We start from the raw sequence: 12315 nt of genomic DNA on the forward strand, positions 1-12315 counted from the left end.
CCCTTTCCGGGAACAACCCGCCCAATTAAAGCTACCAGTGAGGGACTAACCAGTCAGGACAGCAGTATACCATGCAATCTGTATTACTCGGTTTATAATCGGTTGTAAAATCTCTAAAGGATTCTGAGTCTGTTTCAACGTAAATACTCAATGTCGTAAAAGGTGGTAAAGTATCAGGCAGACAGTGAAGTGAATCAAATACACACTGACGGTCTGCGCTTTATATCGGGGTCCCAGTGCAGTAGTCGAGTAAGCGAAGTATCAATGTCAACCTCCGACCTCTCTCTCCCACGCCCTCCGGCTGCCGGATCGAACGTGCAATCACTAGTAGCGATGATCGTCGAAACGATTGTCGCTGTCTTCCAGGGAATCGCCTTCTGGGCGAGCATCCCGCTCCCGCTTGTTATCGCGGCCACGCTTGCGACCAACGTTGTTGCAGCACAGCCCCTACTGGTTAGTGGCTTAGTCGTCCTGAACATCGTCTGTGCTGTCATCGGGCACAACTACTCTCCAAACGCATGACCGACTCGATACTCTACACCAGCGACTCCGACCAGCAGTTTTCAAAAACAGCGCTGTTCTGTCCGACCTGCGAGCACGCCAGCCCAATCGGCAGTGACTGGATCATGGATGATTCTGTTCAGCGCGACCGCCTGCTTTGTCCCCGCTGTGGCACCGTCGTCGTTGACCAGCCGCAGCTGTAGTACTGGTGGCGTCACTTGTAGACGAACCAAATGTGGACTTTATCGCTCGCATCGAACCGTAATGGACGTCGACGACGGACGAGCGAGCGCCTTACCACGACCTGCATCTGAAACCACAGCCCCAGCTATCGCTCGGCCATATCAAACAGTCAGCACCGCCGACAAATACCAGTACTGTTGCGCCATAACTCTCTGCTGACGGCTCTCTTTGGAGGGGGCCGCCGTCAGACTAGGATTGCTCTAGCAGTTCGACCCACTCGGGAGCGGCGTCGTGAGTACCGTAGTAGAGCGAATTGTCCGGATACTGATCGTCGTCGGCCTCGACAGCGACGATCACGTCGCCGGCGCTGCGCGAGATTCCTGAGACAGTGCCCACGACCTCGTCGAGTGGTCCCTGTCCGTCCGTCCAGTCGACGCGAACGCGGTCACCGTGGTTGAAGTCATACTCCTCAAACGAAGGCGATTCTGTGTCACTCATGATGTCCTCCGGCCACAAGGGAGTCAGAAAATTCTGCTTGACCCAGACGGAGCGTTGATGCTGTTTGCCGAGAGAAAAAGCACTAATGACCGAGTTGCGGGTTCGGAAACCAGATGGCTGGACAACCGTCTCGTTTCCTGCTGACGTTGCGGCGATCTCGGTCGTCGGCGGGAAGGTCGACGGTCAGCTGTGCCTGACCCTCACCGGTGAGCGAGAAGACGGTCCCCGGATCGTCGAAACTGGTATTCTCGACGTCGACGAAACTGATGAGCACTTGCTGGAGAATACAGTGCCCCGGACCGAGGACGGGGCAAGTGTCGTTTTGGATTACCTACTGTCAGAATAGCTGCGATTTTGACAGTGGAGGCTACCGCTCCCACGGGAAGAACCCGTGCCGCTCGCGATAGGCACTGATCTGATCTTGGAACTCCCGCTCCTGGAAGTCTGGCTCGTCGCCGTGGATATCCTCGGGTGAGACGCCGTCAGGAAGATGCTCATAGCCCGTAACCTTCTCCGTGTCATCCTCCTTCTCGGGCTCATGTCGGTGCTGTCCACACTCTCTACAGGTCCAGATCATACGGTCGAGATGGGTATGGCACTCGAAGCCATCGAACCCGTGGGATTCGTGTCCCGTCACGGCGCCACACTGCCGGCAGTAGAACCCGATACCAACTATCTCCGGTTCGGCTCTCGCCTGGTGGCGCTGTACGACGCCGGGCACAAGCCAGTACGTCCCATCGTCCTGCCGGAACTCCTCTGTGAGACGCTGGAACTCCGAGCGGTCGGTAATCGCTGTCCCGTCCTCGAGATAGATCCGTGGCTGGACGTCGCCGTCCCAGTTGGTCTGCTCGTCGGCTGTCTTCAAGAGGGCCTGTCCAGTTTCCTCGTCAAGCGTGGTTTCGGTCGGCAGGTCGGGCCAACCGCGAGTAAGATTCGACGCTGGCTCGGTGCCAAAGGCCGCTCGACACTTCACCGTGCCGTGAGAGGTATCCTCGCCACTTGCGATGCTACTGGACACGGAGAAGGCCGCAGCGCCCAGTGCCCGTGCGTGGAAGTCAGTGTTCGCGTCGACGAGTGCGAGTACGACCCGGCCGAATGTCCATTCCCCAAGTGGGCTGCTATCCTGATCGTCAGAAGGAATCTCTGAGATACCGGTTTGAGCGCAGAACGGACACTGGCGTTCATCTTGTGGAATGTCCTGTCCACAGGTCGAACAGGTGCGAGCATCATCCTCTGTTCCCTCTGGATACCTGGTGGATTCGAGGACCCGTTCCCGTCCGTTCCCCCTTGTTTCAGGGTCAGAACTCGCTGCACCGAGGATATCCGCGGGGTCGTACTCAGGATTTCGATCAGTCACACGCTTGGTTGCGTTCGTCATCGTATTTAAACTCCAGCCACGAGGGCCACAGAAAACGAATGCAGCCGAGACTGGGCGTGAGCTGGCTACTCGCCGTCCGTGCCGTCCGCGACTTCGTCGATGAATGGATCTGGTGACCTATCGAGGTCGTACTGTTCGATGAGTTCGAGGGCAGCCAGCGCTGCGCCTGTGTCTGCAAGATCGGTCGCGAGCAACTGTTTGAGACGAAGAGTGCCTTTGTCGGCTTGGTCGGAATCTGAACCACGCAGCTGAGTAAACTCCATGAAGAGACGTCTCCAGGCGGTCGCCGAGCCGGTCACCGTGAGATTCCAGTCCGGGGCCTCGTAGCTTGAGGACGATTGCCGGCGGTAGTGTCCTGCAAGCCTGTCAAGCAGGTCGTCGATGACCGTGCTCTTCTCAACGGTCTGTCCGTGTTGCATATAGTCCGGGTCGATGAGACTGCGCCACTCGTCGGAGGACTCGATGTCGTACTCGACAGCAAGCTCAACTTCGACTGTTTCGAGACAATCGGCCTTCCCAGTTTCATTCACGCGCCGAAGTCGGTCTGCGGTCCCTTCGGCTTGGACTGTCAACTCTGGGAACGACTGCGATTCACTGCGTTCTGCCTGTTCTCCGGTCTGACTGCTGTTGGTCGTCTTCGAAGCCATGGTTCTTTTCAGGACGCTCTCGCTGGAGCACCCCTCACCCGGCTGGGGGTGCAAAAAACTCTCAGTCGGGGCGAGCAATTGCTGAAGAATTGGCACACACCACTGTTTCCGGAGAAAACCACCAGACAGCGATGGTGTTTCACTCGAAATCCGGTGTGTCAAGTCTGGGATTTGACCGGTCTCAAGAAGGTGTCGTAGGGGTTTCCTGAGGTTGGTCTATACAAAAAGTCAACCACCCACTTTGTGGACCTGTATTAATATGATTCTTTATTGGTGAGTGTCCTCGTTGCTTCCCCTTAACCACTATTTATTTCGTCTAAATTCATAAAATATTAAGCTTCCAAACAGGTAGTTGTCAATTATGGATAGCAACCTCACACCCGACGAGTGGGATCGAATTAGAGCGTTCGCACGGGCTGCAGATTGCCGTCAACGACCCGAGATACTGCTCCCTGAGGAAACCATTAAAAGCGACTAAGATACAATCACGCTCTGGTCCGCACCTGATGACTGGCTCCTACAATGTTCTAATCAATTCAGCAGAGCGGAATACGACCAGCCGTACTGTCGGCCTTCGATGTACTCAGCGCGAAATCAACTCACACTTCGAGTTGCTCCATGGACTCGACCTCGAAGGTCAGCAGATGTGATCGAAGACGGGCGTAGGCCCCGTCGCCGTCAGTGGTGACGCAATACCGGTTCAGCCGGGCCTCGCGAGGATCCCCATCGTTCTCCTCCCACGCTTCCAGCGTGAACTCGTGGGCCTTCAGCTCACCGTCAGCGGCTTCAAACACGGTCGCAACTGACGGGGTTCCGTGGTTGTCGGCGACGTAGGCCACTTCAACGGCATCATGATCAGCGTCAAGTCGCTGCCAGCCATCGAGTCCTTCCGGCGGCTCCTCGGCGAACTGTTCGATCTTGCGCTGAGTTAGTTCGGCTTCCGCTGCATCTCGCCACGCCTGTTTGATATCCTCTGCTTGGGACTGCTCGATCTCCTGAAGGACGTCGGTGTCGATACAGTCTCCGGCCCAAGCAAGCACTGTCTTGGCTTTCTTGTGCTTCTCTTCTGGTCCACCGTCTAGCTGCCCGAAGTTCATCTCGCGGGGCGACATCAAGAGGACGTGTGTGCGCCAGTAGCCCGGATCGGCGTCACGGTCCTCGTCGGCATCGGGAGCCCACGACTCCATCGAGGTTCGGACCTCTTCGTGGTGGCCGAAGCCGGTTCGGACGCCGCCGGCGCACAGGATACGTTCTGCAAGGTCGATTGTGCGTTCTTGCTCGTCTGCGGGAACCTCATCAGGACGGTCAACATCGGCGTAGAACGGTAAGCCGACGTTGCTGATGATCGCCTCTCGGTAGTTTGGGATAAGCAGTGGTTCTTCAACGAAGATCGGTTCAAACGGGACTTCGGCTGTAGGCAACATACTGGAAAGCCTCCAGCCATGGAGGCCGCACAAAATCGCTACGGGAAGGAGTCCGATCTAGAGGAACTGGTCGGCGGTGTCGCCATGAGCCGCTTCTAGGGCGTCCCAGTCAGCCATCGTATCGTACTCTGGCCGGATTTCACCGTCCGAGAGCATATCGTCGACGAACGCGTGGACCTGTTCGTCGACGGGCGCGTTCTGCAGGTCGTGCTCCCGAGCAACGAATCGAACACCACAGAACGAACGGCCGTCAGCTGCGAGTTGCCAGAGCAGGAGCCTTCGGTTCTGATAGGTTGCGAGTTCGGTGAGCAATGCTTTGTTTTGGCTGTCTGTCAGGTTGTGCATGGTTTGGAACCCTCAGGCGGGATGGGTTGATAAACTGACATGGTGGATAAGGCAAGTGTCAGTACAGCTCTTGAGAAGGTTGATTAACCCGGGTTGGGTAGTTATTAGACCACAAGATTATCAATGGTCTGTCTAGATTTTGCCAAGTGATGAACGACCTGAACAATACAGAACGGGATATGCTGACAGTGATTGCAGGCTTAGATGCTCCGATGGGGACGGAGATCACTGCCGAACTCGAAGAGTACTACGATACAGAAGTCACAGCGGGGCGTATCTACCCGCAACTGGACGCGATGATAGAAAAGGGGCTCATCAGGAAAGAAGATAAAAACGGACTAGCAAACGAGTACTACCTGACAAAGCGCAGGGTTCGAGACCTGCAGGCGCACCGAGAATGGGAAAATCAGTATCTGGCTCCAATTGACGAGTTATCTACGTAGCGAATCACTGGGAGAAGGTTGAAACCGCAGTTCTTAGGAAAACTCTCCTACGCTGTACTGAACCCCGTAACGTACTAACTCTGGAACTTGCTCGAAAAGCACCATTTGAAATTATGTCTGACATACCTTTTTGACCTTTCCGACAGTTTTGCTCTCAAAGAGAGAAAAGATGGCTATGAGACTTAGCGTTAGTAATCAGAAAGGCGGTGCAGGAAAAACGACGACAGCACTCAATGTAGCCGGTGCACTGAACGAGTTGGGCAGTGAGGTGCTGCTAATCGACTTTGATCCACAGGGCCATGCAACAGAGGGGTTGGGCTTCGAGGATCTGTATGATGATCCAGAGCAAGACTCGCTCTTCGAGGTCCTGCCCGACCTCGACCGGATGGACGATCTTGAGGACCTGATTGTTGAACATCAGGAGATGGACTGTGTCCCATCACACGTGCGAATGATCAACGCTGAGGATGAACTGTCGAACGTGATGCGCCGGGAGGAGCGACTCGATATGCTTCTCGATAATGTCGACGACGAATATGACTTCATTATTGTCGACTGTCCACCAAATCTCGGTGTTCTGACCGATAACGCGATTGTAGCGACAGGTCATGTCTTGATCCCAGCGCAAGCGAAGTCAACGTCCATCCGTGCTATAGAACTCCTATTCCAGCAGCTGCGAAGCATGGAGCAAGCGTTTGGTGACATTCACGAGGTTGGTCTTGTAGCCAATGAGGTAGGTGTCGATGGTGAGGCAGACGAGATGATGGATTGGTTCAAAGACGTCTTTGACGACAAAGAGAACTGTGAAGTCTTTGAAATCAGAAAGCGGGTCGCGTTACAGAGAGCGTGGAATAACGGTGTCTCAATCTTTGAACACGAGGAAGATTGTGACATGGAGGACGTCTATCTCGATATTGCAGACCACTTGGAGGAACAGACCGATGGCTGACAAACGCGACCGGGACCCATTCGACCAGCGATATGATGAAGATAGCAACGGTGGAAATAACACTCAGACAGATAGCTCAAATAGCTCAAAGACATCAAAGACAGCAAAGGCATCGGAGAGCGAAAAAACAGGTGAGACGGAAGAGAGTGGCGGCGTTCGTGAACGACGGAATGTCAATATGTATCTGCCAGATGAGCTTGTTGACGACCTACAGCTTCGATACTCTGAATTGAATGTCCAGTGGCGACGTGAACATGGCGAGGATCTGCCGAAGAACAACAAGTTCTATCCTGCTGTGATCAAGTCGTCGCTGCGGAATACAACGGTCAGAGAAGAATTGGGGCTTGCTGACCAGTAACTGCAGCTGCGAACGACAGAATCCGGGAGGCGGCATACCCTTCTCGGTTTAGATGCCCAAACGACAACCCCCTGTAGCCTGGGGTCTGCCCGGGGGTGGTCAGCGTGACCGATTCGAACCCCGACGGCGAGGGCGCTTCTCCCGACGCGAACCCCGGGGCCGAGAGTCTCGAAACCACCGTTCAGGCGCTGGAAGCGCGGCTCGATGCGCTTTCGACACAGGTCTCCGGACTCCGTGAGGAGCTTCACGAGGAACGCGACGAACGTGAGGAGCTAGAAGACGAACTGGCAGCGCGTGACGAACGCATCGACGAACTGGAGGCGGAAGTTGCGCGTCTCGATGCCCGCACCGATATCTTAGAAGTCGTCGAGAACGCCGACAAGATGACTGGCAAGCAGCGCGCGGTGACGCTGGTTCAGCACCTTCATAGAGCGGCGAAAGCTCGTGAGCGGCGCGACGAGCCGCCTGCAGCGACCGTCGACCGGGGCGAAGCCGAGGAAGCGCTCCACTACCCGAACATCGACCGGACCACGATCTACCGGGACATGGAGCGCGCGGCCCGGCTAATCAACGGGAGCGCGCTACAGTACGAAAACGGAGAGCTACGGCTCGATCTCGACGCCGGGAGCGTCCCCCGGAAGTACACGGCTGACCGGGAAGGCGAGAATCTGTGAAGTCCTCACAACAGATGCTCCGGGGGAAGCCCCCACCAGATTGGACCAGTCTGAGCGAAATCGTCTGAACCCTTAGAGTTTGCAGGGTAGGGCGGTTGTGTAAACAACTGTTGATTAGCTGTTAGTACGCTCGTAAACCGCTCGCACCGCTCGCAGTCGATACAAATCAACAGCCTCCGCGGCTGTTGTGAAGACTTCACAGATTCACACGATGCCCGAAAACCACGAACTCACCGAAGAATTGATACAATTCTTCCGGGACTACTACTCGGAAGAGATCGCACAGCTCGCACAACGCTACCCCAGAGAACAGAAGTCAATCCACGTTGACTACGACGACCTGTACCGGTTTGACCCCGACGTTGCCGACGACGTGAGGAACCAACCGAAGGAACTGCAGAGACACCTGGAAGAAGCGCTCCGTCTCTACGATTTACCAGTAGCAGTCGAACTCGACGACGCTCACGTACGTATCTACAACCTCCCGGAGATGCACGTCTTCGACCCCTCCGGCGTCTCCCGTCATGAGAACATCGGCCAGTTGCTCGACATCCGCGGACAGGTCCAGAAGGTGTCCGACGTGAAGCCGCGCCTCACCGAAGCCGTCTGGGAGTGCCAGCGCTGCGGAAGCCAAACGACGATTCCACAGCACGGAGAGAGTCTCGAAGAACCCCACCAGTGTCAGGGGTGTGAGCGGCAAGGTCCGTTCTCGCTCGATGCGAACGCCAGTAGCTGGATAGACCACCAGTATGCTCGTATCCAGCAGCCGCCCGAGAAAACGAACGGTGGTGAAGCGCAGAGCGTCGACGCCCACCTCGAAGACGACCTGATTGAGGGCTTCGACGCTGGTGACAGGGTGGTACTGACCGGGATTCTCGATATAGAAGAGCCCAAAGCCGACCAAGGGCTCGACTTCGACACGAACCTCGACGCGCGTTCAGTCGTGAAAGAGGAGAGCGACTACGACGATGTCGACGTAGAGGAACACCTCGACGAAATCAAAGCCATCGCCAACGGGGAACGCGGTGATCCGTACCAGCTGCTCATCGACTCGATCAACCCGAAGCACCGGGGCGACGAACACGTCAAGCTGGCCGTCGCGCTGCAGCTCTTCGGTGGCTGGGCACACGAGTACCCGGACGGAAGCCGCGACCGCGGGGACTGGCATATGCTCCTCCTCGGTGACCCCGGTTGTGGGAAGTCCACGTTCCTCCGCTACGTCGACCAGATTGCACCGCGGTCGACGTACGCCTCGGGGAAGGGTGCGACGGCGGCAGGCATGACAGCAGCGGCGGTCGCTGACGACTTCGGAGATACAGAGTGGGGGCTGGAAGCCGGTGCGCTGGTGCTGGCCGACGGCGGGATCGCCTGCGTCGACGAGATCGACAAGATGCAGTCCGACGCGGTATCCTCGATGCACGACGCCCTGGAGAGTCAGCAGGTCCACGTGAACAAGGCCGGTATCAACGCCACGCTGAACGCTCGGACTTCGTTGCTTGCAGCGGGGAATCCGAAGAACGGACGCTTCGAGCGCTACCGCCCCAAAGGCGAGCAGATCGACATGGGCCCGACGCTACTCTCCCGGTTCGACCTGATGTTCATGGTGTCCGACCAGCCTGACCGAGAAGATGATGCGGATGTCGTCGACCACATGGTCCAGAGTCGGCAGGCTGCAGGCCGTCATACCCTAGGTGAGGAACTGAGTGAGGAGGAACAGCAGCGGGTCGAACCGGCGATTGAGCGGTCGGTGATGCGGGCCTACGTCGCTCACGCCAAGCAGACCTGTCGTCCGATCATCGAAGACGATGAGGTAGCGGAGCGACTGAAGCAGTTCTTCGTCGAGTTCCGAGCTGGGGCTGGCGAACAAGATGACGATTCACCGATTCCGGTGACGTTCCGCAAGGTGGAGGCGATTCAGCGACTCGCAGAATCGAGTGCTCGTGTTCGGCTGGCGGATACTGTAGAGATTGAGGATGTAGAACGGGCGATCAAACTGGTAACTAAATCGATGAAGCAGGTCGGGTATGATCCCGAGAGCGGGGAATTCGATGCAGATATAATCGAGACGGGACAGTCGAAGAGTCAGCGTGAGCGGCATGAGACGATTCTTGCTCTCGTAGAGGAGTTGGATGGGTCGACAGTAGAAACACTTGCTGATAGAGTAGGATTTGATTATGAATTGCTGGTGCGTGATGTTGGAAGACTGAAAGAAGAAGGAAGGATCTATTCTATGGAAGGTGAGTTTAGGAGAACATAGGAGGTGTGAGAATCAGCCAGTGCCGAGTTATTCTCAGTGAGTTCGCCTCAAGAGGTCTATGGTGAATCCGGCACATTACCAGCATTAATCACATACTGGCTGAAAGCAAATATAGCACTCACATCGACCCATTCGAGTGAATGGTAATAAATCAGAGCCGTAGGGGTAGTAGGTGTTAATCACCGCAAAACAAATAACGAGGGAGTCTAAACATAGCGCGAGAACAGATAGAAAATCATGGCCAGATACTATCCCGACGAGTATGAACCTCTAATTTCTGATCTTAAGGCTGGGCTTGAGGCAGCCCTATACGAGGTTGGTGAAGAGGTATCTGGACCCGATATGACGCCTTCGGGTGAAATTAAAAGAAATAGTGTGTCGACGAAGAATTTTGTAGGTGTGAATGAGGACCTTGTCTGGATTGACAAGCTCGCTGTAGCTGCTATCCGAGAGATTGATGATTTCACGTCTTTGCCAGGTCCATCAGATGAATTACCAATTATGTATAGTTGGTATCGGTATGGTAGAGCAACGCCGATAGGGCGTATAAGACCAGACAATCTAAACCCAGGCAGGCTTGATAGGTGTATAGATGGGTCTCCATATGAATCCTCTTACAGGCGTGACTTCCCAACAGCCGAAGAATTCTGTATGTTCTTCGAAGAGCAAATTAATAAGATGGATGCCTTCGGTCCAGATCTGTATGGGTTTCTTGAAGACGATTATCAAAATGGACCTGGAGCATGGCAGAAGGTGTATCTATCCAATCTGAAGATACAAAAAGAGCTATTCGACATATACCAAATGGCTCCAGGAACGATCTTGGATGAGGAGACCATTACAAAGCTGATTGATGCCTGTCATGGGCCAATCAGTGATTTAGAGCTTTCTGCACGTAGAGTTGAAGGGATTAATGAGGATGCCACAAGAAACATGTCCCAATATCTCAATACATTCCGAGATTTGCTCATAGGAATGCGGACGTATGATGATATAGTGAGGTATAGCCAGAGTCAATTATTTGAAGAGATAGTGAAAACATATCATGGATGTGTGTGGACATGGGTATCCAGTATCGCATCTACACAAACAGTAGACGAGGATAAAGAGAGAGCTGACAGTTTGAAAGAAGACAATGCGCAGTTCGTCCAAGAGAACAAAAGCTATTGGACAGGAAGAGTCGAAGATTTACAAGGTTCTTTAGAAGACACTGGTCTCAAACCTTCCAATTCGGATTATCAGAATGAGCTGGACCCAAAAACGAAGCAGTTGATGGAACCGATAGAGTCCACCTTCTTGAGCTGATGAGTATTGAGATACATGAGAAAGAGGTTGACCAACCAGATTCTGTTTTTATTACTCTTTCAGTATTGAAAGACTTCGCCAAACAAAATGGAGATTCTAGCGCCTCTGATGAAATTATAGTAGATAAAAGCTGTAATAAAGTTAGCTCTCTCTACATTAGAGGGAAATTTCGTTCAATAGTTGAAGCCCTTTCATCGACATTCGGAATTTTGGCAGAAAGGGCGGAGACTGTATTAGAAGAAAATGGGATAGAGGGTGAAGTGACAGACGAAATATTAGACTCCATATTCAATGTAGATGCAGTCTCTAACGAAATCGATACAGAACTACCAGTTGATTTTGAGTCGACCATTCAAGAGACAAAAGAAAGAGCAGCTGATTGGACCGCTGAAGAGCTTCCAAGAGCGCTTAGTCAAATTTCATACATCGTCAAGCGTGTCTCTCGTCAGATAAATACCGAATTAGATTCGCAATTCGATTGGAGAGAATTTAATTTCCCAGCTGAAACGAACGAGTTGTTCAATGGCCAGGTTGAGGATGATATCGTTGCACACACCTACAAATCAGTGTTTCATTGGCCAGAATTCCCGAGTATATGGTATGTCATTGTGGGCGAGAATCCAGAGATGGATGAGATACCTAGTTCAATCCGAGAAATATTTGAAGAAGAAAATCACCCATATATGAGATTCCGGATTATTCAATGTGATAAAATTCAGGCTTGAAACCTATCTGATGATTTTGTTAGTTGATTTTTTATTTGCTTTTTGATTACACCGATTCTGTATATTTTCTATATCTGATTGTAGATCCTCTTGGAGATTACCAATTGAGATTGTTCCGGGTATTTCATCGGGCTCTGGGTTCGCATACTCAAAGGTTACTTTTTTGATATCGTCTATGATGTCATTAGATATCGTTGACGGAGCATTACTACTATGCGAGATCAGTTCAAGGAAGCGGTCATCAAGATATGATATTTCATTTATATTCCCAAATTCGTTTAAAGATTCACCACCGATACGGTCCGTTACATCCACATCACCGTCCACATGCTCAAACTCCCACAATATAAGATGGCATATTGAGGATGTTTTTTCAAGCCAATCACGCTCTCTGATAGCTTTTTCTTTTTTTCTAGATCGGTTTATTTGTATTTCTGCGGTTATGTATGCCAACGCAATTGGAAGCAGAATATTTCCAATTATTTCATAATCTGAGGCCTGTAAAAACAAGATTATTAGCCAATCATTCATGGATTGGAGGATCATATCGGGGCGTTCTCAGTCCACCATATAAAATATAATGCGGTATTATCTATATCAGGTAGATATCCCATAGCTATAGAACGAA

16 protein-coding genes are annotated in these 12315 nt (G+C 52.9%); 10 read left to right on the forward strand and 6 right to left on the reverse strand.

Features of this window, described 5'->3' with window-relative positions; all coding sequences use genetic code 11:
- Window positions 1-264: 264 nt before the first annotated feature.
- Window positions 265-522 carry a hypothetical protein gene (locus C443_RS02425; RefSeq protein ID WP_152422998.1) on the forward strand — a complete coding sequence of 86 codons (258 nt, stop codon included), beginning with the start codon at window positions 265-267 and terminating at the stop codon, window positions 520-522.
- The gene (locus tag C443_RS02430; RefSeq protein ID WP_005533485.1) at window positions 519-704 is read left to right on the forward strand and encodes a hypothetical protein; all 186 of its coding nucleotides are present in this window, start codon (window positions 519-521) and stop codon (window positions 702-704) included. The genes C443_RS02425 and C443_RS02430 overlap by 4 nt, the downstream gene beginning before the upstream one ends.
- A 229-nt stretch (window positions 705-933) precedes the next feature.
- Here the strand turns inward: C443_RS02430 and C443_RS02435 are convergent, their stop codons facing one another.
- Window positions 934-1182: a hypothetical protein gene (locus C443_RS02435; RefSeq protein ID WP_005533486.1), complete on the reverse strand. Its 249-nt coding sequence runs from the start codon at window positions 1180-1182 to the stop codon at window positions 934-936.
- A gap of 85 nt (window positions 1183-1267) precedes the next feature.
- On the opposite strand from C443_RS02435, the gene C443_RS02440 reads away from it, so the two are divergent.
- Window positions 1268-1528, forward strand: a complete 261-nt coding sequence (locus tag C443_RS02440; RefSeq protein WP_005533487.1) for a hypothetical protein — start codon at window positions 1268-1270, stop codon at window positions 1526-1528.
- 21 nt (window positions 1529-1549) lie between these two features.
- Here C443_RS02440 and C443_RS02445 read toward each other — a convergent pair whose 3' ends face one another.
- The 4 genes from C443_RS02445 to C443_RS02460 all read right to left on the reverse strand — a co-directional run bounded on the left by C443_RS02445 (window position 1550) and on the right by C443_RS02460 (window position 4976).
- Entirely contained in the window at window positions 1550-2560 is a 1011-nt protein-coding gene (locus C443_RS02445) for a hypothetical protein (protein WP_005533488.1), read from the reverse strand.
- A 65-nt stretch (window positions 2561-2625) separates the two neighbouring features.
- Window positions 2626-3207, reverse strand: a complete 582-nt coding sequence (locus C443_RS02450) for a hypothetical protein (RefSeq protein ID WP_005533489.1) — start codon at window positions 3205-3207, stop codon at window positions 2626-2628.
- Window positions 3208-3806: 599 nt separating this feature from the next.
- Entirely contained in the window at window positions 3807-4631 is an 825-nt protein-coding gene (locus tag C443_RS02455) for a hypothetical protein (protein WP_005533492.1), read from the reverse strand.
- Between the two features lie 57 nt (window positions 4632-4688).
- A complete protein-coding gene (locus tag C443_RS02460) occupies window positions 4689-4976 on the reverse strand; it encodes a hypothetical protein (RefSeq protein ID WP_005533494.1) in 288 nt (95 codons plus the stop codon).
- Window positions 4977-5125: 149 nt separating this feature from the next.
- On the opposite strand from C443_RS02460, the gene C443_RS02465 reads away from it, so the two are divergent.
- The 7 genes from C443_RS02465 (at window position 5126) to C443_RS02495 (ending at window position 11687) form a co-directional block, all read left to right on the forward strand.
- Window positions 5126-5419, forward strand: a complete 294-nt coding sequence (locus C443_RS02465; protein ID WP_005533497.1) for a helix-turn-helix transcriptional regulator — start codon at window positions 5126-5128, stop codon at window positions 5417-5419.
- A gap of 175 nt (window positions 5420-5594) precedes the next feature.
- A complete protein-coding gene (locus tag C443_RS02470; protein ID WP_005533498.1) occupies window positions 5595-6368 on the forward strand; it encodes a ParA family protein in 774 nt (257 codons plus the stop codon).
- Complete coding sequence (locus C443_RS02475; RefSeq protein ID WP_005533501.1) at window positions 6361-6726, forward strand: hypothetical protein; 366 nt, start codon at window positions 6361-6363, stop codon at window positions 6724-6726. Before C443_RS02470 ends, C443_RS02475 begins: the two co-directional genes overlap by 8 nt.
- 104 nt (window positions 6727-6830) lie before the next feature.
- Window positions 6831-7400 carry a hypothetical protein gene (locus tag C443_RS02480; protein WP_318249584.1) on the forward strand — a complete coding sequence of 190 codons (570 nt, stop codon included), beginning with the start codon at window positions 6831-6833 and terminating at the stop codon, window positions 7398-7400.
- 211 nt (window positions 7401-7611) lie between these two features.
- Complete coding sequence (locus C443_RS02485) at window positions 7612-9657, forward strand: minichromosome maintenance protein MCM (RefSeq protein ID WP_005533504.1); 2046 nt, start codon at window positions 7612-7614, stop codon at window positions 9655-9657.
- 237 nt (window positions 9658-9894) lie between these two features.
- On the forward strand, window positions 9895-10962 hold the full coding sequence (locus C443_RS21060; RefSeq protein WP_152423000.1) for a hypothetical protein: 1068 nt from the start codon (window positions 9895-9897) through the stop codon (window positions 10960-10962).
- A complete protein-coding gene (locus C443_RS02495; RefSeq protein ID WP_005533508.1) occupies window positions 10962-11687 on the forward strand; it encodes a hypothetical protein in 726 nt (241 codons plus the stop codon). Before C443_RS21060 ends, C443_RS02495 begins: the two co-directional genes overlap by 1 nt.
- Before the next feature lie 3 nt (window positions 11688-11690).
- Here C443_RS02495 and C443_RS02500 read toward each other — a convergent pair whose 3' ends face one another.
- Window positions 11691-12233: a hypothetical protein gene (locus C443_RS02500; protein ID WP_049943851.1), complete on the reverse strand. Its 543-nt coding sequence runs from the start codon at window positions 12231-12233 to the stop codon at window positions 11691-11693.
- Window positions 12234-12315 lie beyond the last annotated feature (82 nt).

The organism is Haloarcula argentinensis DSM 12282, from assembly GCA_000336895.1.
Lineage (GTDB): Archaea > Halobacteriota > Halobacteria > Halobacteriales > Haloarculaceae > Haloarcula > Haloarcula argentinensis.

Excerpts from the sequence above, each read along its gene's own strand:
- C443_RS02460 (WP_005533494.1), bottom strand. The coding sequence starts at position 4,976 with ATGCACAACCTGACAGACAGCCAAAACAAAGCATTGCTCACCGAACTC.
- C443_RS02455 (WP_005533492.1), bottom strand. The coding sequence starts at position 4,631 with ATGTTGCCTACAGCCGAAGTCCCGTTTGAACCGATCTTCGTTGAAGAA.
- C443_RS02445 (WP_005533488.1), bottom strand. The coding sequence starts at position 2,560 with ATGACGAACGCAACCAAGCGTGTGACTGATCGAAATCCTGAGTACGAC.
- C443_RS02440 (WP_005533487.1), top strand. The coding sequence starts at position 1,268 with ATGACCGAGTTGCGGGTTCGGAAACCAGATGGCTGGACAACCGTCTCG.
- C443_RS21060 (WP_152423000.1), top strand. The coding sequence starts at position 9,895 with ATGGCCAGATACTATCCCGACGAGTATGAACCTCTAATTTCTGATCTT.
- C443_RS02435 (WP_005533486.1), bottom strand. The coding sequence starts at position 1,182 with ATGAGTGACACAGAATCGCCTTCGTTTGAGGAGTATGACTTCAACCAC.
- C443_RS02425 (WP_152422998.1), top strand. The coding sequence starts at position 265 with ATGTCAACCTCCGACCTCTCTCTCCCACGCCCTCCGGCTGCCGGATCG.
- C443_RS02475 (WP_005533501.1), top strand. The coding sequence starts at position 6,361 with ATGGCTGACAAACGCGACCGGGACCCATTCGACCAGCGATATGATGAA.
- C443_RS02500 (WP_049943851.1), bottom strand. The coding sequence starts at position 12,233 with ATGATCCTCCAATCCATGAATGATTGGCTAATAATCTTGTTTTTACAG.
- C443_RS02495 (WP_005533508.1), top strand. The coding sequence starts at position 10,962 with ATGAGTATTGAGATACATGAGAAAGAGGTTGACCAACCAGATTCTGTT.
- C443_RS02485 (WP_005533504.1), top strand. The coding sequence starts at position 7,612 with ATGCCCGAAAACCACGAACTCACCGAAGAATTGATACAATTCTTCCGG.
- C443_RS02430 (WP_005533485.1), top strand. The coding sequence starts at position 519 with ATGACCGACTCGATACTCTACACCAGCGACTCCGACCAGCAGTTTTCA.
- C443_RS02465 (WP_005533497.1), top strand. The coding sequence starts at position 5,126 with ATGAACGACCTGAACAATACAGAACGGGATATGCTGACAGTGATTGCA.
- C443_RS02450 (WP_005533489.1), bottom strand. The coding sequence starts at position 3,207 with ATGGCTTCGAAGACGACCAACAGCAGTCAGACCGGAGAACAGGCAGAA.
- C443_RS02470 (WP_005533498.1), top strand. The coding sequence starts at position 5,595 with ATGAGACTTAGCGTTAGTAATCAGAAAGGCGGTGCAGGAAAAACGACG.